Origin of the sequence: Delftia sp. SD018 (genome assembly GCF_017355445.1) — a bacterium.
GTDB classification, from domain to species: domain Bacteria; phylum Pseudomonadota; class Gammaproteobacteria; order Burkholderiales; family Burkholderiaceae_C; genus Comamonas; species Comamonas acidovorans.
Window position 1 is genome coordinate 145,768 of sequence record NZ_JADDRN010000006.1, and the last position, 20,327, is coordinate 166,094.

Here is a 20,327-nt window from a genome sequence, read left to right on the forward strand (position 1 = left end):
GGGCATGCAGGGGAATGAAGCAGCGGGCCGGCTGTGCCGTTGCCATACTAGGCGCCCCACATCCGCCCCACATCCGCGTACCCGCCCCGTACCCGCCGCCACCGGCCTCCTGAATGCAAGACACCCGAGACGCGCTCGAACAGCGCCAGATCCCCATCTACTTCGCCGCCGTGGCCCTGGCCGCAGTTGCCGCCTGGGCGCTGCCCGGCACGGGCGTGCTGGAGCGTGCCATCAACCCCGCGCTGGCGCTGATGCTCTATGTGACCTTCTTGCAGGTGCCCGTGGCCGAGCTGCGGCGCGCCTTTGGCCAGGTGCGCTTCCTGACCGCGCTGATGGTGGCCAACTTCATCATGGTGCCGCTGCTGGTCTGGGCCCTGCTGCAGTTCCTGCCCGCCGACCCCCTGCTGCGCCTGGGCGCGCTGCTGGTGCTGCTGGCGCCCTGCATCGACTACGTGGTCACCTTCTCCCTCCTGGGACGTGCCGACGCGCGCCTGCTGCTGGCGGCCACGCCGGCCCTGCTGATCGCGCAGATGCTGGCCCTGCCCGGCTACCTGGGCCTGTTCCTGGGCGACGATGCGGCGCGGCTGGTGCAGGCGGGGCCTTTCCTGCATGCGTTCGTGTGGCTGATCGCCGTGCCGCTGGCCCTGGCCGCTGCCACGCAGCTGTGGGCGGCCCGCAGCCGGCGCGGCGCCAGCGCCTCGGCATGGCTGGGCCTGCTGCCCGTGCCGGCCACTGCGCTGGTGCTGTTCGTGGTGATCGCCTCCGTGCTGCCCCAACTGGGCCCGGCAACGCAGGCCGCCTGGAGCATGGTGCCCGTCTATGCGGCCTTTGCGGTGGCAGCGCCCGCACTGGGCTGGCTGGTGGCGCGCGCCTTCCGGCTCCCGGCAGCCTCGGGCCGCGCCGTCGCGTTCAGCGCGGGCACGCGCAATTCGCTGGTCGTGCTGCCGCTGGCCCTGGCCGTGCCCGGCGCCATTCCCGTGCTGCCGGCCGTCATCGTCACGCAGACGCTGGTGGAGCTGCTGGCCGAGCTGGCCTATGTGCGCGTGATTGCGCTGTGGGGCCGGGGCCAGCCGGCCGGCCAGTGATCAGGCCCACAGCCGCCCCGCATTGGAGACCAGGAACAGCACCAGCCCCACGGCACCGCCGACCACGGTGCCGTTGATGCGGATGTACTGCAGGTCCTTGCCGATGTGCAGCTCGATCAGTTCGGACAGCTCGCGCGCATCCCAGCGCCGCACGGTATCGGCGATGTGCTGGGCCAGGAACTGCGAGACATCGGGCGCCAGCGCCTGGGCCCAGCGCTTGAGGCGCTCGTTCATGGAGCTGCGCAGCGCCTCGTCGTGCGCCAGCGACTGGCCCAGCCAGCGGCCCATGGCGGCGGTCTTGCGCGCCACCTGCGAATGCTCGTTGGCCAGGTCCGCCTGCAGCTTGGCGCGCAAGCCCAGCCACAGCGCCCGCAGGTAGCCGGCCAGCTTTTCGTCGTGCAGCAGGTAGTGGCGCAGCCGCTCGGCGCGCTCGGACATGGCGGGGTCGGACTGCAGCCGCGTGACCAGCCGGTCCACGGAGGCGTCGAAGGCCTTGCGCATGTGGTGCTCGGGATTGCTGGCAATGTCCTGCAGCAGGCTGTCGAGCGCGCCCGCAATGGCGCTGGCGCCCTTGTCGCTGAGCCAGTCCGTGGGCAGCATCTTTTCCTTGAGCGGATGCTCGCGCTTGAGCCACAGCACGATGGTCTGGGCGATCAGCACATGGGTCTCGGCCTCGCGCAGCACGCCGCTGACGCGGGCCAACACGTCGTCCAGCACGGCCTGGTGGCGGCCGTCCTTGGTCAGGCCCGACAACAGATCCGCAGCCGCGCGGGGCAGGTCCACCTGGGCCAGCAAGGCCTTGAATGCCTGTGTCAGAAAGCGCTCCACCTGACGGTCCTGCACCATCTCCAGCGCCGCCAGCGCCAGCCGCGCCACCTGCCGCCCCAGCAGGGTGCTGTTGGCCGGCGTGGTCAGCCAGCCGGCCAGCACGCGCGCGGGATCATGGCGCTCGATCAGCGCCACCAGCGAAGGGCCGTCCAGGAACTTGTCGCGCACGAAATTCGCCAGGTTCTCGCCGATGCGGTCCTTGTTGCGCGGGATGATGGCCGTATGGCGCCCGACCAGGGGCAGCGGAATGCGCCGGAACAGCGCCGACACCGCAAACCAGTCGGCCAGCGCGCCGACCAGCGAGGCCTCGGTCACGGCCTTGATGCAGGCCAGCCACAGCGGCACCTGCTGCCAGTGCCCCGCCGCCACGGAGGAGGCCACGAAGCCCAGCGCCACGAACAGCAGCAGCGCCAGCGGCAGGCGCTTGGCCGACTTCAGTGTTTGACGTTGCTCTGGCGACAGCATGGAGCGCAGCATACGACGCCCGCCCGCCATCCGCATGGCGATGCCTGCCGCCAAAGCCTGTCAGCCAGCGCCTGCCTGCGAATTGCGCGGACAATACCGGCTTTCTTCAGAACCCTCTTGCGAGAACAAGACCATGACCGACGCCAACGCACCCGCCGATCGCCCCGCACTGCCCGACCACCTGTCCATCGACCCGCGCAGCCCGCACCATGTGGCCGCCGTGTTCGAGCACGACATCGGCATCCGCTTCAACGGCAACGAGCGCTTCGACGTGGAGGAATACTGCGTGAGCGAGGGATGGATCAAGGTGCCGGCCGGCAAGACGGTGGACCGCAAGGGAAAGCCCCTGCTGATCAAGCTCAAGGGCGCCGTGGAAGCTTTCTACCGCTGATTTCCGGCCGGTCGCAAGGCCGGCCGCAACCTCTTCAGGAATCAGCGGGCTTCAGCCCGCATCGGCCCGCGGCGCCGGCGGATTCTTGAACTTCTCCCGCAGCTCGGCGCAGTGGTCCTTGGCCGGCAGGGCATCCGTCTTCTGCAGCCAATCCACATCCGAGGCCTGCGCCACCGATGTCTCCCCCGCCTGCGCCACGGCCACCTTGGCGCCTGCGGCCTCGGGCAGCCAGGTGGGAATGCCCACGCCGCGCAGCACGTGGCCGCGCCCGGCCACCAGCAGCACGGTCTTGCCGGGCTTGACTGCGGCCCTGGCCACCTCGGCCATGCTGGCGTCGCGGGCCAGCTGGATGCGGGCCATGGGCGCCAGCTGGGTGTCGGGCAGCAGGCCGCAGTGGCCTTCGCGGATGGCGTCGAGCTGGCGCTGCCAGCCCTCGGGCGGCAGGTGGGTGTCCAGGTTCTCGTTGCGCATGGCCTGCTTCATGTCGGCGCGCGGCAGGTTGCCCCCCAGCACGGGCACGCCCGCGCGCACGGCGGCCATGACCACGCCGCGGTAGCGCGGCCAGGGCCAGGCCGCGTCCTGCCATTGCAGGGCCTGCTGCACCGCGTCCTCGGAGGCATCGCGTGCCAGGCTGGCCGTGGAGCCCGTGCGCGGCGCCATCTCGATCACCAGCGCGGCCAGGCGCTCCTGTTTTGCCAACTGCTCCACCGTGGCCTGCTGCCAGGCCTGGTGGGCGACCGCATCGTGCTGCTCGCCCAGCAGCACGATGGGCGCGTCGGACCAGCGCTGCAACTGCTGCGTCCAGTCCCGCGCCGGGGCGGAGGAGCTGGCGCAGCCGGCAAGGGCTGCCGCCAGCAATGCGGCCGCAGCCAGGCCGGCAAGGCGCGGGGTGCGGATGAAGGGGCGGAGGTGGGAGCGGACTTGCATGGCCCCATGCTAAACACTGGCCTCGCCCGGGGGCCCCATAGGCCCTGTGGGCATTGGGGGCAGTTGAAAGGATCCTGGGAATCGGGGCGGGGGCACGGCGCAAACGGGCGGCGCTTGATTCAGGTCAAGACGCGCAAATGTGCCGTGGCTACAGTGCAACCATGCATGGCAAGCCCTCGCTTTCGACCAAGCTGCTGCTCATGGGCGCAGCCTGCCTGCTCGCGGCCGTGGCCTCCATTGGTTTCACGCTGTGGGTGGCCTGGCAGCTGGAAGGCGGTGCGGCGGCGGTGAACGAGGCCGGGCGGCTGCGCATGAGCATGGTGCGCATGGCCATGGCGCGCCAGAACGAGGCGCCGGCGCAGTGGCAGGAGCGCGCACGGCAGTTCGACGCCAGCCTGGACCTGCTGCGCAGCGGCGACATGTCGCGCCCGCTGTTCGTGCCCTGGAGCGATGCGGTCAGCGCGCGCTACGAGCGCATACGCGGCGACTGGAGTGCGCTGCGCACGCAGTGGCAGGCCGAGGACCATGTCGATGCGCAGGCCATCATGGGCAGCGCCGATGCCTTCGTGCGCGAGGTGGACGGCTTTGTCGAGGCCATCGAGGACCGGCTCTCGCGCTGGACGGCCATCCTGCACCTGTTTCAGATGTGTCTGATGGCGCTGGCCATCATCGCTGCCGTGAGTTTCATGGCCACCAGCTACTGGCTGGTGCTGCATCCCGTGGGCCAGCTGCGCTCGGCGCTGGAGCGCATGCGCCGCGGACACCTGGACACGCGCATGAGCGTGGAGGTGGATGACGAGTTCGGCCAGCTGGCGGCCGGCTTCAACCTGATGGCCCAGTCGCTGCAAAGCTCTCACGCCGAGCTGGAGGACAAGGTGCGCGAGAAGACAGCCAGCCTCAACGTGCAGCACCAGCAGCTGCAGGCGCTGTACGCGGTCAGCGTGCAGGCGTCGGAGGCCGCCAGCCTGCAGTCCCTGGCCGAAGGCTTTGTGCGCCAGGTCCGCCTGGCGGCCCAGGCCGATGCGGCCACGGTGCGCTGGTCCGACGAGGCCAACGAGCGCTACGTGCTGCTGGCCGGCGACGGCCTGCCCCAGTCCATGTCGGTGCAGGAGCACTGCCTGCACACGGGCGCCTGCCTGTGCGGCCAGCCGCGCGAGCAGGCGCGGCTGCGCGTGATCCCCATCACGCCGGCCAGCGACCTGCAGCTGCCCCACTGCCGCGAGGCCGGCTTCCAGACGGTGGTCAGCATCCCCGTGCAACTGCAGCAGCGCCTGCTGGGCGAGGTCAACCTGTTCTTTCGCTCCACCGTGGTGCTCACGGACGACATGCGCGACCTGCTGTCCGCCATGGCGCGCCACCTGGCCAGCGCCATGGAAAGCCTGCGCGCCACGGCGCTGGAGCGCGAAGCCGCCGTGGCCGAGGAGCGCGGCCTGATCGCGCGCGAGCTGCATGACTCCATTGCCCAGTCGCTGGCCTTTCTCAAGATACAGACCCAGCTGCTGCGCGACGCCGTGGCCAAGGGCCGCGACGAGGCGCGCGACCGCAGCCTGGGCGAGCTGGAAGTGGGCGTGCGCGAATGCTATGCCGACGTGCGCGAGCTGCTGGTGCATTTCCGCACGCGCACCAGCGCCGAGGACATCGAGGCCGCGCTGCGCGCCACGCTGTCCAAGTTCGAGCACCAGACGGGCATTGCCACCTCGCTGAGCATGTCGGGCCAGGGCCTGCCGCTGGCGCCCGATGTGCAGATCCAGGTGCTGCACATGGTGCAGGAGGCGCTGTCCAACGTGCGCAAGCACGCGGGTGCCAGGCATGTGGAGCTGCGCGTGGGGCGCCACCCCTGGCGCTTCGAAGTCTGCGACGACGGCTGCGGCTTCGTCCCCGCCGACGTTGCGCCGGACTCGCTGCATGTGGGCCTGGGCATCATGCGCGAGCGCGCCCTGCTGGCGCAGGCGCTGGTCCATGTCCACTCCCGCCCCGGCGAGGGCACGCGCGTGCTGATCGAGCTGCCGCCGTCGGCCTCGGCCGGCGCGCCAGCGCAGGCCCTCCCCTCGAACGCGTGACACGCTCCCGCAAGAAAAAGACCGCCCCATGTCCTTCTCCAGCCCCATCTCCGTCTTCGTCATCGACGACCACACGCTGTTCCGGCGCGGCCTGATCGCCCTCATCGCCCAGGACGCAGGCCTGCGCGTGGTCGGCGAGGCCGGCGACGCGGGCGAGGCCCTGCGCCTGGTGCCCGCGCTGGCGCCCCAGGTCATCCTGCTGGACAACCACCTGCCCGGCGTGCTGGGCGTCGATGCCATCGCGGGCCTGCGGGCCGCATCGCCCGGCAGCCGCGTCGTCATGCTCACCGTGAGCGAGGACGGCCAGGACCTGGCGGCCGCGCTGCGCAACGGCGCCCAGGGCTATCTGCTCAAGACCATCGACGGCGACCTGCTGTCCGAGGCCCTGCGCCGCGCCGCGCGCGGCGAACCCGTGGTCAGCCCCGAGATGATGGGCAAGCTCGTGGCCGCCTTCCAGTCCCAGGGCGCGCCTGAGCCCCAGGCGCCCGAGCCGGACGAGGCCCCGGCCTCGCCGCTGTCCCCGCGCGAGGAAGAGGTGCTGGTCCAGATCTCCCGGGGCGCCAGCAACAAGGAAATCGCCCGCACGCTGGACATTGCCGAGACCACGGTCAAGATCCATGTGCAACACATCCTGCGCAAGCTGGGCCTGAGCTCGCGCGTGCAGGCGGCGGTGTATGCGTCGGAGCGGCAGCGGGATTAGCGGCCTACGCTGTGGCCGAAGCCCAACCATCCCCCGCACACCGCAGCGCCCAGACCCAGGCCAGCGCGGCCGCCACGGTCAGCCCGGTGAGCATGGCCGCTGCGCCCATGGTGTCCAGCGCCACGCCGGCGGCCAGCGGCACCAGCATGCGGCTGGCGGCGAACAGGCTGGCCTGCAGGCCGTAGTCGAAGGCCTGCCAGCGCGGGCGGGCGAATTGCATCATCAGTCCGAAGACGCAGGCCGAGGAGGCGCCCATGGCCGCTGCCACGCAGGCCACGGCCGCGACCAGGCCCGGGGGCGGAGCGCCGGCTGCGATGACGGCGGCCAGCAGCGCCAGCGCCGCCACGTTGCAGCCTGCATACAGGGGCAGGGCGCGCCGGGTGCCCAGGCGGCGCGTGAGCAGGGGCGAGGCTGCGCCCGCCAGCGCAGCCACCACGCCGCCGCCCATGCCGGCCAGCAGGGCGGCCTGGGCGGGCGCGAAGCCATGGTCCAGCATCAGCGGCTTCAGGTAGAACCAGGCCGCGCCGATGAAGGGAAAGTAGCTGACCAGCACCAGGGTCCAGCGCCAGGCGCCGGGCTGGGCGCCATAGCCGCGGACCATGGCGGCCAGTCCAGCTTTGGGCGCAGGCAGCAGCAGGGGCGAGGGCGCATCCCCGGGCTCATGGCGCACCACCCAGGCCAGCAGCAGGGCTCCCAGGGCCAGCGCGCCGGCCAGGCACAGGAAGGGCACGCGCCAGCCCCATTTCGCCTGCATGAGCAGCATCATCCCGCCGCCCACGATGGCGCCCAGCGACAGCGCCGCTGCGCGCACGCCCCCGGCGCGCATGCGCTCGGACGCGGGCAGCAGGCGGATGGCCAGGGCGCTGACGGGAATGTCGGCCCAGGTGGCGGCCAGCGCGGCCGCGAAGGCCAGGCCGAACAGCCACAGGCGCTCGGCCAGCAACTGCTGCCAGCCCAGGGCCAGCAGCACGGCCGCATAAGCCAGGCACAGGGCCAGCGCCCAGGCGCGGTAGCGCGGCTGGCCGTTCGCGCTGCGCGCTTCCACGGGCGCGGCCAGCGCGAACTTGATCAGCGCGGGCAGGCCCGCCAGCTGGAACAGGCCGATGGCCGTGCCCGACCAGCCATGCTGGCGCATGACCAGGGGCAGGCCCAGCCAGAGGTAGACGCTGGGGGCGGTGAGCGCCAGGTGCAGCCAGCCGAACAGGGCCTGGAGCAGCCAGACCGGGCGGGGAGCTGCGGCCTTCATGGCGCGGCCTTGCGGGCAATGAGCACGGCCAGCGGCGCCATCGGAAACTCGCGCGACTCGATGCGTTCGATGCGCTCGAAACCCGCCTGCGCCAGCAGCGCCTGCAGCTCGCCGCGCCGGGTCACGCTGCGGCCCAGCAGGCGCATGGGCAGGTAGTAGGGCAGGGTGCGCAGGGCGGCTTCGGGCGTCTCATCCACCTCGGCATGGGCGCAGACGAAGACGCCGCCGGGCGCCAGCGCGTCGAACACCTTGGTGACCACGGCTGCCGCATCGGGCACGAAGTGCAGCACGGACGAGCACCAGACCAGATCGTAGCCGCTGCCTATGCCGTCCGTGGCCAGGTTGCCGCCCAGGGCGGTGAAGCGGTCGGACAGGCGGGCCTGGCGGGCGTTGTCCGCCGCCACGGCCACGGCCTCGGGCCAGTCGAAAACGCTGGCCTGCAGCGCGGGCTGCTGGTGCAGCAGGGCCAGCGCGATCCAGCCGGGGCCGCCGCCCAGGTCCAGCATGCGGCGCATGGCGCCGGCCTCGGGAACCTGCTGCAGCAGGTTCAGCGCGGCAGGCACGCTGACGGCACGCTGCTCCTGGCCGATCTGGGCGCGCGCGGCGGCGGCCCAGCCTTCGGCATTGCCCGTGGCCAAGGGGGCGCTGCAGGCCGAGCCGTCCCCGGCAGGGCCGTGCTCGACCAGGCCGCGCAGCAGCGTGGCGGAGTGGCGCAGCGAGCGCAGGCGGAACAGCCAGGCCGCGCCGCAGGACTCGGGCGATGCGCTGTGCAGGTAGCGCAGCGCATCGGTGGCCAACAGGTAGCTCACGGGCTCGTGCTGGCCGCGCCGCAAGAGGCCCATGCTCCACAGCAATTCCATCCAGTGGGAGGTATTGGCCTCGTTCCAGCCCTGGGCCTGGGCCAGCTCGGCCGGCGTCTGGGGCGTGGCCAGCCGGTCCAGAGCGCCCGATTCGAGCGCCAGCACCAGGGCCTCGGCCTGGACCTGGGCGGCGGCCAGATCCCACAGCGGTTGCAGGGCGTGGGAGGGGGCGTGGGTAGGGGATTCACGGCGGGGTGTATTCATCGGAAGGTCCTTTTCACGAAAGGGAGTCACATGCGCCAGGTCAGCCGCACGCCGAACTCGCGCGGCGGGCTGTAGACCACGACCTGACCATTCAGGTAGCCCACGGCGTCGTAGCGGCGGTTGGCGGCATTGCGCAGGTAGGCGGCGATTTCCCAGGACCCCTGGGCATAGCCGGCCGACAGGTTGAGCAGCCCGTAGCCGGGGCGGCGGTAGGCGTTGGCGGCGTCCAGGTAGACCTTGCCCGTGCCCTGCACGGCGGCCTGCGCCCACCAGCGGCCGGGCGCGTCGTAGCGCAGGGCCACATGGGCCGTCATGTCGGGCGCAAACGGGTTGCGGTGGCCGTCGTAGACGGCGGCGCCGTCGCGGAACGTGCCGAAGCGCGTGCGGTTCAGGCCCAGGGCGGTCTGCAGCTGCCAGCCGCCGCCGAACACATAGTCCAGCTCGAAGTCCGCACCCGTGGAGCGCGCCCGCGCCGCATTGGTGATGTAGACCACGCCCGGCAGGCCCATCTGCTGCACTTGCATGTCGCGCACCTGCTGGGTGTAGACCGAGGCCGCATAGCGCAGGCGCTGCCCCAGCAGCCGGCCCTTGGCGCCGATCTCCCAGGCGCGCACGGTCTCTGGCTCGTAGGCCGCATAGCCCATGGCCGGAGAGAACACGTTGAAGCCGCCCGCGCGGTAGCCCTCGCTGAGGCTGGTGTAGATCTGGCCCTGGGGCGACCACTGGTATTGCAGCGAGAGCTTGGGGCTCAAGCGCGACCAGTCGTCGCTGCGCGCCGCCGCGCCCACGGGGGCCAGTTCCACGCGGTTGCGCTCCACGCGCGCGCCGGCCGCCAGCGTCCAGCGCTCGGACAGCGGGACGGTCCAGTGCGTGAACAGCGCCGCCGTGCTGCCCTTGAGCCCGGCCGTGGGCCGCATCAGCGCGGCGGGCAGCTTTTGCTCGTAGCGCAGGTCATGGTCGTCGCGGTCCAGGTACAGGCCGGCCAGCCAGCGTGCGTTCCACAGGCCTGCGGCCTCGCCCTCCAGGCGCAGTTCCTGCGAGGTCGTGGCCAGGCGGTAGTCGCGCCGCACGTGGAGCAGGTCGGCGCGCTGGAAGTCCGTGTCCTGCAGCACGCGGTCGTCGAAGACATTGCGCGCGGTGATGGAGCGCAGCCGCAGCCCCGAGGCAAAGCGATGCGAGACATCGAGCGACAGCGTCTGCCCGCGCGAGCGGTTCCAGCTGTCCGTGCCCGAGTTCACCGTGGCGCGCGGCGCGGCAATGCTGCCCCATTGCGCGGCGCCGTCGTCCCAGCGCTGCTGGGCGTAGCGCAGCGTGGCCTCGGTCTCGGCCGTGGGCGTCCAGCGCAGGGCCAGGCGGCCGCTGGCGCGCTCGCGGTCGTCCACGCGCGCTCCCGTCGCCTGCTGGCGTATGAAACCGTCCTGCGCGCGCCACTCGCCCGACAGGCCGATGTAGAGCTGGCCCGGCACCAGGGCGCGGCCCAGCTCGAAGCTGCCCGCGCGCTGGCCGTGGTTGCCGGCCTCGGCGCTGATCGATGCATAGGGCGTGTCGCCGGGCTGGCGCGTGACGATGCTGACCACGCCCGCTTCGGCATTGCGTCCGTACAGCGTCGATTGCGGGCCGCGCAGCACCTCCACGCGGTCCACGCCCTGCAGGTTGTGCTCGAAGCCCTGGGCCATGAGCGTGGGCACGCCATCGACCAGCAGCAGCGTGGACGAGGAGAACGACACGAAGTTGGCCGTCAGCCCGCGCATCACGGGCGGCTGCACGCCCGACTGGCCGAAGGCCTGGAACACAAAGCCCGGCACCTGGGCGGACAGCGCGTCCAGCCCGCGCACGCCGGCCGCCTCCAGCGCCGCGCCGTCGAAGACGGAGACGCTGGCGGGCACGGCGTCCAGGCTCTCGGCCTGCTTGTTCACCGTGACCGTGATCTCGGGCAGGGTGGCTTCGGGCGCCTGGCCCTGGGCCGCCACCGTGAAGGGGGCCAGGGCCAGCGCGGCCGGCCAGCGAAGTGGGAATGCCATGGTTTTCTCGTCCTCTCCAAAAGGGAATCTCGTTGGAGACCGATGCTAGGGAAGATGAGAATCGCTATCATTTGAAAACGTATGCGCGCCGGAGCATTTCCTATGCGAAGCGCGCCTCCATTCCTCGCACATGACCTCCCGCATCCCTTCCTCGCTTGCCTTGCCCCAGCCCTGTGCGCCGGGCTGGACGCGGCATGCCCTGCCCGCCGAGCTGGGCGACTGCCATGCGGAGCGCTTCACGCTGGGCGACGGCATCGTGCTGGCGCGCTCGCACTACTGCCCGCTGCGCGACCTGGTGGAGGACAGCGTGCAGGCCGATGCCTCGGACCAGGGCCGCACCCTGGTCATCACGCTGGGGCTGGCCGGGGAATCGGGCTTTGTGGCGCGTACGGGTGCGGCACTGCGCTTCGGCGCGGGGCAGACCACGCTGGCAGCCTTTCGCGGCAGCCAGGGCGAGCGCCGCTATGCGGCCGGCCAGACCGTGCGCCAGCTGCGCCTGCTGCTGTCGGGCGCGGCGCTCGACCGCTATCTGGGGCCTGAACTCTCGCAGCGCCTGACCCAGGTGGACGGCGCGGCCGGCGTGCGGCCCTTGGACCACCGCGCCAGCCTGCCGGCCAGCCTGGCGCTGGCGCGGCGCCTGGCCCAACCACCCGGACACCAGCCCACCGATGCGCTGGACCGCCACATCGCCATGCTGAGCCTGGCCGCGCTGGAGCTGCGGCACCTCGCGCCTGCGCCGCAGCCGGCCAGGGCGGCACCGCGCTGGTCGGCCGACGAACTGGCCCGGCTGGAGCAGGCGCGCGAACTGCTGTCCACCCAGATGGACCGCGCGCTGACCCTGGCCTACCTGAGCGCCGCCGTGGGCCTGGGCGAGCACCGCCTCAAGCAGGGCTTTCGCGCGGTCTTCGGCACCACGCCCCAGGCCCTGCTGCTGGAGCTGCGCATGCGCCGCGCCTGGGCGCTGCTGGAGACCGGCTGCCAGGTCGCCCAGGCCGGCTGGCAGGTGGGCTATGCCCATCCGTCGAACTTCAGTGCGGCATTTGCGCGGTTCTACGGGCGCAGCCCGAAATCGGTCTTCGGCCGCCGCTCCTGATCTGCGTCAAGCCTTTTTGTCCTCGATAGTTCTTTGGAACTAGGCCCGCCTGCGCGCTCCTAGTTCTTCCGCCTTGTCCGAGCGTACGGCTGGCGGATGTGCGGCGCGGCCCTCGCGCGGGACCATGGAAGCCATAGCCCCCACGAGGAAAACAAAATGGCAAACACAGCGCCCACCGCACAGGGCGACCCCCGCAAGAGCACCAGCACAGGCACACGCCACGACCGCCAGGCCTGGTCGGTCCTGGCCGTCAGCACCTTGGCCTTCACGGTCTGCTTCATGGTCTGGATGATGTTCGGCATCATCGGCATCCCCATCAAGAAGATGCTGGATCTGAACGCCACGCAGTTCGGCCTGCTCACGGCCATGCCCGTGCTCACGGGCTCGCTGGTGCGCGTGCCGCTGGGCATCTGGACCGACCGCTTCGGCGGGCGCATCGTGATGGCGGTGCTGATGGCCGTCACCGTGCCCGCGATCTGGGTGATGGGCTATGCCACCGAGTACTGGCACTTCCTGACCATCGGCCTGTTCGTGGGCCTGGCGGGCGGCTCGTTCTCGGTGGGCACGCCCTATGTGGCACGCTGGTTTCCCAAGGGGCGCCAGGGCATGGCCATGGGCATCTATGGCGCGGGCAACTCGGGCGCGGCGGTCAACAAGTTCGTGGCGCCGGTGATCCTGGTGGCCTTCGGCTGGGCCGCCGTGCCGCATGCCTATGCGGCCATCATGCTGGGCGCACTGGTGCTGTTCTGGCTGTTCAGCCACAGCGACCCGGCCCACCTGGTGCCCAGCAACGTGCGCTTCAGCGACCAGCTGAAGGCGCTCAAGGACCCGCGCGTGCTCAAGTACTGCCAGTACTACAGCATCGTCTTCGGCGGCTATGTGGCGCTGAGCCTGTGGATGGTGCAGTACTACGTGGGCGAGTACGGCCTGGACATCCGCGTGGCGGCCCTGCTGGCGGCCTGCTTTTCACTGCCGGGCGGCGTGCTGCGCGCCATCGGCGGCTGGCTGTCGGACAAGTACGGCGCACACAGCGTGACCTGGTGGGTGCTGTGGGTGTGCTGGATCTGCCTGTTCCTGCTGTCCTATCCGCAGACCGATTTCACGGTGCTCACCACCGAGGGCAGCACCCGCTTTCACCTGGGCCTGAACGTCTATGCCTTCACCGCGCTGATGTTCGTGCTGGGCATTGCCATGGCCTTCGGCAAGGCCAGCGTCTTCAAGTACATCAGCGACGACTACCCCGGAAACATCGGCGCCATCAGCGGCATCGTGGGCCTGGCCGGCGGCATGGGCGGCTTCATCCTGCCCATCCTGTTCGGCGTGCTGCTGGACTGGACGGGCATCCGCTCCAGCGCCTTCATGCTGCTGTACGGCGTGGTCTGGGTATCGCTGATCTGGATGTATTTCACCGAGGTGCGCCGCACCGACGTGCTCAACAGCCACGGCGGCCACAGCGATGTGCAGCCGGCCGCGCGCTGAACCGCAGGAGTTGCACATGCATGCGAACACCAAGACCGCCGCAAAGGCATCCGCGCGCAGCCGCCCCGGCAGCGTGCTGACCCTCTGGCGCCCCGAGGACAAACAGTTCTGGGAGCGCGAGGGCGAGGCCATCGCCAGGATCAACCTCTGGATCTCGGTGCCCGCCCTGTTCCTGGCCTTTGCCATCTGGCAGGTCTGGAGCGTGGTGGCCGTGAACCTGCCCGCGCTGGGCTTCACCTACTCCACCAACCAGCTGTTCTGGCTTGCGGCCGCGCCCGCGCTGTCGGGCGCCACGCTGCGCATCTTCTATTCCTTCATGGTGCCGCTGATGGGCGGGCGCCGCTGGACGGCGCTGTCCACGGCCTCGCTGCTGATCCCGGCCATCGGCATCGGCTACGCGGTGCAGGACGCCAGCACCGGCTATCCGACCATGCTGATCCTGGCCCTGCTGTGCGGCCTGGGCGGGGGCAACTTCAGCTCCAGCATGGCCAACATCAGCTTCTTCTTTCCCAAGGAGCGCAAGGGCTCGGCCCTGGGCGTGAACGCGGGCCTGGGCAACCTGGGCGTGTCGGTGGTGCAGTTCCTGAGCCCGCTGGTGATCACGGCCGGCATCTTCGGCGTCTTCGGCGGCGATGCGCAGACCATCACCAAGGCCGGCGAGACCACCCGGGTCTGGGCGCAGAACGCGGCCTTCATCTGGGTGCCGTGGATCGCCATCGCCTCGCTGGCCGCCTGGTTCGGCATGAACGACATCGCCGACGCCAAGGCCAGCTTCGCGGCCCAGGCCGCCATCTTCCGGCGCAAGCACAACTGGGTGATGTGCCTGCTGTACCTGGGCACCTTCGGCTCGTTCATCGGCTTTGCCGCCGGCTTTCCGCTGCTGATCAAGAGCCAGTTCCCGGCGGTCAATCCGCTGGCCTATGCCTGGCTGGGCCCGCTGCTGGGCGCGCTGTCGCGGCCCTTTGGCGGCTGGCTGGCCGACAAGGCGGGCGGCGCGCGCGTGACGTTCTGGAACTTCCTCGTCATGGCCGTGGCCGTGGTGGGCGTGCTGTATTTCCTGCCCAAGGGCAGCGGCGGCTACGCGCTGGGCTTGGGCCCTGCCGAGGGCAGCTTCATGGGCTTCTTCCTGATGTTCCTGGTGCTGTTCCTGACCACGGGCATCGGCAACGGATCGACCTTCAGCATGATCCCGGCGATTTTCCTGGCGCTCAAGCAGCGCGAGCTGGGCGCCCATCCCAGCGAGCAAGCCCAGGCCCATGCCCTCAAGGAGGGCAATACCGAAGGCGCGGCCGCCCTGGGCTTTGCGGGCGCGCTGGGAGCCTACGGCGGCTTCTTCATCCCCAAGAGCTACGGCAGTTCCATCGCCGCCACGGGCGGGCCCGAGCTGGCGCTGTGGGTGTTTGCCGCCTTCTATGTGCTGTGCGTGGGCGTGACCTGGTGGTACTACGCGCGCAGGAACGCCGAGATGCCCTGCTGAGCACCGGACCGCAGGCACCACTGCACCGAACAGCAACGCACCGCAACGAACAACAAGGAGTCCCGCGATGAGCCATTTTCTGGACAAGCTTTCCTACTTCTCCCTGCCCCGGCAGGAATTCTCCAACGGCCATGGCCAGGTGACGGGCGAGGACCGCACCTGGGAAGACGCCTACCGCGACCGCTGGGCGCATGACAAGGTGGTGCGCTCCACGCACGGCGTGAACTGCACGGGCTCGTGCTCGTGGAAGATCTACGTCAAGGGCGGCATCGTGACCTGGGAGACCCAGCAGACCGACTACCCGCGCACGCGCGCCGACCTGCCCAACCACGAGCCGCGCGGCTGCGCGCGCGGCGCCAGCTACAGCTGGTACCTGTACAGCGCCAACCGCGTCAAATACCCCATGGTGCGCGGCCGGCTGCTCAAGCACTGGCGCGCTGCCCTGGCCGTGGCCAGGAGCCCGGTCGATGCCTGGGCCGCCATCGTCGAGAACGCGGATGCGCGCAGCGAGTGGCAAAAGCAGCGCGGCCTGGGCGGCTTCGTGCGCAGCAGCTGGGACGAGGTCAACCGCATGATCGCGGCGGCCAACGTCTACACCATCAAGAAGCACGGGCCGGACCGCATCATCGGCTTCTCGCCGATTCCGGCCATGTCCATGATCTCGTATGCCGCAGGCAGCCGCTACCTGAGCCTGATCGGCGGCGTGTGCATGAGCTTCTACGACTGGTACTGCGACCTGCCGCCGGCCAGCCCCCAGACCTGGGGCGAGCAGACCGACGTGCCAGAGAGCGCCGACTGGTACAACTCCAACTTCATCATCGCCTGGGGCTCCAACGTGCCCCAGACGCGCACCCCCGACGCCCACTTCTTCACCGAGGTCCGCTACAAGGGCGCCAAGGTCGTGGCCGTCACGCCCGACTACTCCGAGGTCGCCAAGCTGGCCGACCTGTGGATGCACCCCAAGCAGGGCACGGATGCGGCCGTGGCCATGGCCATGGGCCACGTCATCCTCAAGGAATTCTACTTCGGCGAGCGCGGCCGCCCGGCCTATTTCGAGGACTATGCGCGCCGCTACACCGACCTGCCGCTGCTGATCCGCCTCAAGCGCCAGCAACTGCCCGATGGCCGCACGGCCCTGGTGCCCGAGCGCTATGTGCGCGCCAGCGACTTCGACGGCCACCTGGGCCAGGACAGCAACCCCGAATGGAAGACCGTGGCCTACGGCGAGGACGGCGGCGTGGCCCTGCCCAATGGCTCCATCGGCTTTCGCTGGGGCGAGGCCGGCCGTGCCGACGAGGGCCTGTGGAACCTCGAATCCAAGGAGGCGCGCACGGGCAATGACGTGCAGCTCAAGCTCTCGGTGCTGGATGGCCAGGGCGTGGACAGTGAAGTGGCCGACGTGGCCTTCCCCTACTTCGGCGGCCTGCAGTCGCCGGGGTTCGACGCCAACGAGCAGGGCACGGACGTGCTGCTGCGCCGCGTGCCCGTCTCGCGCATGGTGCTGGACGGCGAGGAGGCCATCGTGGCCACCGTGTTCGACCTGCTGGCGGGCAACTACGGCATCCACCGCGGCCTGGACGGCGAGGGCGCTGATGGCGGCTATGACGCCGATGCGCCCTACACCCCGGCCTGGCAGGAAAAGATCACCGGCGTGCCGCGTGACCAGGTGATCGCCATTGCGCGCCAGTTCGCCGACAACGCCGAGAAGACGCGCGGCAAGTCCATGGTCATCATCGGCGCGGCCATGAACCACTGGTACCACTGCGACATGAACTACCGCGGCATCATCAACATGCTGATGCTGTGCGGCTGCATAGGCCAGAGCGGCGGCGGCTGGGCGCACTACGTGGGCCAGGAAAAGCTGCGCCCGCAGACCGGCTGGACCGCGCTGGCCTTTGCGCTGGACTGGCTGCGCCCGCCGCGCCAGATGAACTCCACCAGCTTCTTCTACGCCCACACCGACCAGTGGCGCTATGAGAAGCTGGGCGTGGAAGAGGTGCTGTCCCCGCTGGCCGACCGCAGCCAGTACGGCGGCGCCATGATCGACTACAACGTGCGCGCCGAGCGCATGGGCTGGCTGCCCAGTGCGCCGCAGCTGCAGGCCAACCCGCTGCAGCTGGTGCGCGACGCCCAGGCCCAGGGCCTGGACGTGAAGGACCACGTGGTGCAGTCCCTGCAGGACGGCTCGCTGTCCATGAGCTGCGAGGACCCCGACCACCCGGCCAACTGGCCGCGCAACATGTTCGTGTGGCGCTCCAACATCCTGGGCAGCTCGGGCAAGGGCCATGAGTACTTCCTCAAGCACCTGCTGGGCACCACGCACGGCGTGCAAGGAAAAGACCTTGGAGAACAAGACCCCCCCGATGCGCTGCGCGCCTCCCCCCAGGGGGCGGCCGGCTTGGGGCGGCCCGGCGCCGGCCATTCGGCCAAGCCGCAGGAAGTGCGCTGGCACGACAAGGCGCCCGAAGGCAAGCTGGACCTGCTGGTCACGCTGGACTTCCGCATGAGCACCACCTGCCTGTACTCGGACATCGTCCTGCCCACGGCCACCTGGTATGAGAAGAACGACCTCAACACCAGCGACATGCACCCCTTCATCCACCCGCTGTCGGCGGCCGTGGACCCGGCCTGGCAGGCCAGGAGCGACTGGGAGATCTACAAGGGCTTCGCCAAGTCCTTCAGCGAGGTCTGCGTGGGCCACCTGGGCGTGGAAAAGGACGTGGTGCTCACGCCGCTGATGCACGACACCCCCGCCGAGCTGGCCCAGCCCGATGGCGTGCGCGACTGGAAGAAGGGCGAGTGCGCCCTGATCCCCGGCAAGACCGCGCCGCAGATTGCCGTGGTCGAGCGCGACTATCCCAACCTCTACAAGCGCTTCACGGCCCTGGGCCCGCTGATGGACAGGCTGGGCAACGGCGGCAAGGGCATCGGCTGGAACACCGAGACCGAGGTGGAGCAGCTGGGCGAGCTCAACGGCCTGGTGCGCGAGGAAGGCGTGAGCCAGGGCCGCCCGCGCATCGTCACCGACATCGACGCCACCGAGGTGGTGATGATGCTGGCGCCCGAGACCAACGGCCACGTGGCCGTCAAGGCCTGGGAGGCGCTGTCGAAGCAGACGGGGCGCGAACACGCCCACCTGGCCCTGCACCGCGAGGACGAGAAGATCCGCTTTCGCGACATCCAGGCCCAGCCGCGCAAGATCATCAGCTCGCCCACCTGGTCGGGCCTGGAAAGCGAGAAGGTCAGCTACAACGCCTGCTACACCAACGTGCATGAGCTGATCCCATGGCGCACCCTCACCGGCCGCCAGCAGTTCTACCAGGACCATCCGTGGATGCGCGACTTCGGCGAAGGCTTCGTCAGCTACCGCCCGCCCGTGCACATGAAGGCGCTGCAGGAAGTGCAGGGCCAAAAGCCCAACGGCCACCCCGAGATCGCGCTGAACTTCATCACGCCGCACCAGAAGTGGGGCATCCACTCCACCTATGGCGACAACCTGATGATGCTCACGCTGGCGCGTGGCGGCCCCATCGTCTGGCTCAGCGAGGACGACGCCAAGAGCGCCGGCATCGCCGACAACGACTGGGTGGAGCTGTACAACGCCAACGGCGCCATCGCGGCGCGGGCCGTGGTCAGCCAGCGCGTCAAGCCGGGCATGGTGATGATGTACCACGCGCAGGAGAAGACCATCAACACGCCGGGCTCGGAGATCACCGGCACGCGCGGCGGCATCCACAACTCGGTCACGCGCATCGTGCTCAAGCCCACCCACATGATAGGCGGCTACGCGCAGTACAGCTACGGCTTCAACTACTACGGAACCATCGGCACCAACCGCGACGAGTTCGTCCTGGTCCGAAAGATGCGCCGCATCGACTGGCTGGATGACGAAGCTCCGGCCGGCGCGGCCGCCCATGCCTGAACAACAAGGAGAAACACGATGAAAATCCGCGCACAGATCGGCATGGTGCTGAACCTGGACAAGTGCATCGGCTGCCACACCTGCTCCGTCACCTGCAAGAACGTCTGGACCAGCCGCCCCGGCGTCGAATACGCCTGGTTCAACAACGTCGAGACCAAGCCCGGCATCGGCTACCCGCGCGAGTGGGAAAACCAGGCCAAGTGGAACGGCGGCTGGATACGCCGCACGGACGGCTCCATCGCGCCCCGCCAGGGCGGCAAGTGGAGCCTGTTGATGCGCATCTTCGCCAACCCCAACCTGCCCCAGATCGACGACTACTACGAACCCTTCACCTACGACTACGAGCACCTGCAGTCGGCCAGGGAAAGCAAGGCCGCGCCCACGGCGCGCGCACGCAGCCTGATCTCGGGCCAGCGCATGGAGAAGATCGAATGGGGTCCGAACTGGGAGGAAATCCTGGGCGGCGAATTCAGCAAGCGCAGCCATGACGTGAACTTCGAGCAGATCCAGAAGGACATCTACGGCCAGTTCGAGAACACCTTCATGATGTACCTGCCGCGCCTGTGCGAGCACTGCCTGAACCCGGCCTGCGTGGCGTCCTGCCCCTCGGGATCGATCTACAAGCGCGAGGAGGACGGCATCGTCCTCATCGACCAGGACAAGTGCCGCGGCTGGCGCATGTGCGTCTCGGGCTGCCCCTACAAGAAGATCTACTACAACTGGCAAAGCGGCAAGGCCGAAAAATGCATCTTCTGCTATCCGCGCATCGAGGCCGGCCAGCCCACCGTCTGCTCCGAAACCTGCGTGGGCCGCATCCGCTACCTGGGCGTGCTGCTGTACGACGCCGACCGCATCGAGGAGGCGGCCAGCGTGGAGCGCGACCGCGACCTCTACCAGGCGCAGCTGGACATCTTCCTGGACCCCAATGACCCCGAGGTCATCCGCCAGGCCCGCATCGACGGCATCCCCGACGCCTGGATCGAGGCCGCCCAGTCCAGCCCCGTCTACAAGATGGCCGTGGACTGGAAGGTGGCCCTGCCGCTGCACCCCGAGTACCGCACCCTGCCCATGGTCTGGTATGTGCCGCCGCTGTCGCCCATCACCTCGGCGGCGAACGCCGGGCATCTCGACAGTGTCGGCCGCAGCCCCATCAATGGCGACCTGCCCGATGTCTCGCAGCTGCGCATCCCCGTGCAGTACCTGGCCAACCTGCTCACCGCCGGCGACACCACGCCCGTGGTGCGCGCGCTCGAGCGCATGCTGGCCATGCGCGCGTACCAGCGCAGCAAGCACGTGGACCAGGAACAGAACCTGGCCGTGCTCCAGTACGCGGGACTGACGGTGGACGAGGTCGAGGACATGTACCAGACCATGGCGATCGCCAACTACGAGGACCGCTTCGTCATCCCCTCGGCCCACCGCGAATACGCCGAAAGCGCGTTCGATTTGCGCGGCGGCTGCGGCTTCTCGTTCGGCAACGGCTGCTCCGACGGCAGCACCGACGCCAGCCTGTTCGGCGGCAAGAAGCCGCGCACCATCCCCATCCGCGCGCAAATGTGAGGACTGCCG

At 69.7% G+C, this 20,327-nt stretch carries 14 protein-coding genes; 9 read left to right on the plus strand and 5 right to left on the minus strand.

All coding sequences use genetic code 11. The features are described from left to right. Positions 1-113 precede the first annotated feature (113 nt). Positions 114-1,085, plus strand: coding sequence for an arsenic resistance protein (locus INR38_RS08835; protein WP_207443271.1), 972 nt, complete (start codon positions 114-116; stop codon positions 1,083-1,085). Here the strand turns inward: INR38_RS08835 and INR38_RS08840 are convergent, their stop codons facing one another. Next, positions 1,086-2,390 carry a DUF445 domain-containing protein gene (locus INR38_RS08840; protein ID WP_080736788.1) on the minus strand — a complete coding sequence of 435 codons (1,305 nt, stop codon included), beginning with the start codon at positions 2,388-2,390 and terminating at the stop codon, positions 1,086-1,088. Between the two features lie 121 nt (positions 2,391-2,511). Here INR38_RS08840 and INR38_RS08845 point away from each other — a divergent pair, with 121 nt between their 5' ends. Continuing rightward, positions 2,512-2,769 carry a DUF3297 family protein gene (locus tag INR38_RS08845; protein WP_013804396.1) on the plus strand — a complete coding sequence of 86 codons (258 nt, stop codon included), beginning with the start codon at positions 2,512-2,514 and terminating at the stop codon, positions 2,767-2,769. A gap of 51 nt (positions 2,770-2,820) precedes the next feature. Here the strand turns inward: INR38_RS08845 and INR38_RS08850 are convergent, their stop codons facing one another. After that, entirely contained in the window at positions 2,821-3,696 is an 876-nt protein-coding gene (locus INR38_RS08850; protein ID WP_207443272.1) for a ChaN family lipoprotein, read from the minus strand. 161 nt (positions 3,697-3,857) lie between these two features. On the opposite strand from INR38_RS08850, the gene INR38_RS08855 reads away from it, so the two are divergent. Beyond that, complete coding sequence (locus INR38_RS08855) at positions 3,858-5,756, plus strand: type IV pili methyl-accepting chemotaxis transducer N-terminal domain-containing protein (RefSeq protein WP_013804394.1); 1,899 nt, start codon at positions 3,858-3,860, stop codon at positions 5,754-5,756. A 28-nt stretch (positions 5,757-5,784) separates the two neighbouring features. Beyond that, entirely contained in the window at positions 5,785-6,456 is a 672-nt protein-coding gene (locus INR38_RS08860; RefSeq protein WP_207443273.1) for a response regulator, read from the plus strand. Positions 6,457-6,460: 4 nt separating this feature from the next. Here INR38_RS08860 and INR38_RS08865 read toward each other — a convergent pair whose 3' ends face one another. The 3 genes from INR38_RS08865 to INR38_RS08875 are packed head-to-tail and all read right to left on the minus strand — an operon-like array spanning position 6,461 to position 10,787. Further along, positions 6,461-7,702 (minus strand): MFS transporter, encoded by a 1,242-nt coding sequence (locus INR38_RS08865; RefSeq protein WP_207443274.1) that lies wholly within the window; start codon positions 7,700-7,702, stop codon positions 6,461-6,463. Continuing rightward, the gene (locus INR38_RS08870; RefSeq protein ID WP_207443275.1) at positions 7,699-8,766 is read right to left on the minus strand and encodes a methyltransferase; all 1,068 of its coding nucleotides are present in this window, start codon (positions 8,764-8,766) and stop codon (positions 7,699-7,701) included. The genes INR38_RS08865 and INR38_RS08870 overlap by 4 nt, the downstream gene beginning before the upstream one ends. Positions 8,767-8,792: 26 nt before the next feature. Then, on the minus strand, positions 8,793-10,787 hold the full coding sequence (locus INR38_RS08875; RefSeq protein ID WP_207443276.1) for a TonB-dependent receptor: 1,995 nt from the start codon (positions 10,785-10,787) through the stop codon (positions 8,793-8,795). A 130-nt stretch (positions 10,788-10,917) separates the two neighbouring features. On the opposite strand from INR38_RS08875, the gene INR38_RS08880 reads away from it, so the two are divergent. The 5 genes from INR38_RS08880 (at position 10,918) to narH (ending at position 20,318) form a co-directional block, all read left to right on the plus strand. After that, positions 10,918-11,880 carry an AraC family transcriptional regulator gene (locus INR38_RS08880; protein ID WP_207443277.1) on the plus strand — a complete coding sequence of 321 codons (963 nt, stop codon included), beginning with the start codon at positions 10,918-10,920 and terminating at the stop codon, positions 11,878-11,880. 156 nt (positions 11,881-12,036) lie between these two features. Next, positions 12,037-13,359 carry a nitrate/nitrite transporter gene (locus INR38_RS08885; protein ID WP_207443278.1) on the plus strand — a complete coding sequence of 441 codons (1,323 nt, stop codon included), beginning with the start codon at positions 12,037-12,039 and terminating at the stop codon, positions 13,357-13,359. A gap of 16 nt (positions 13,360-13,375) precedes the next feature. Further along, entirely contained in the window at positions 13,376-14,836 is a 1,461-nt protein-coding gene (locus tag INR38_RS08890) for an MFS transporter (protein WP_046239788.1), read from the plus strand. A gap of 67 nt (positions 14,837-14,903) precedes the next feature. Beyond that, positions 14,904-18,758: a nitrate reductase subunit alpha gene (locus INR38_RS08895; protein WP_133072582.1), complete on the plus strand. Its 3,855-nt coding sequence runs from the start codon at positions 14,904-14,906 to the stop codon at positions 18,756-18,758. Between the two features lie 18 nt (positions 18,759-18,776). Beyond that, positions 18,777-20,318: a nitrate reductase subunit beta gene (narH, locus tag INR38_RS08900; protein ID WP_207443279.1), complete on the plus strand. Its 1,542-nt coding sequence runs from the start codon at positions 18,777-18,779 to the stop codon at positions 20,316-20,318. The last annotated feature ends 9 nt before the right edge of the window (positions 20,319-20,327 follow it).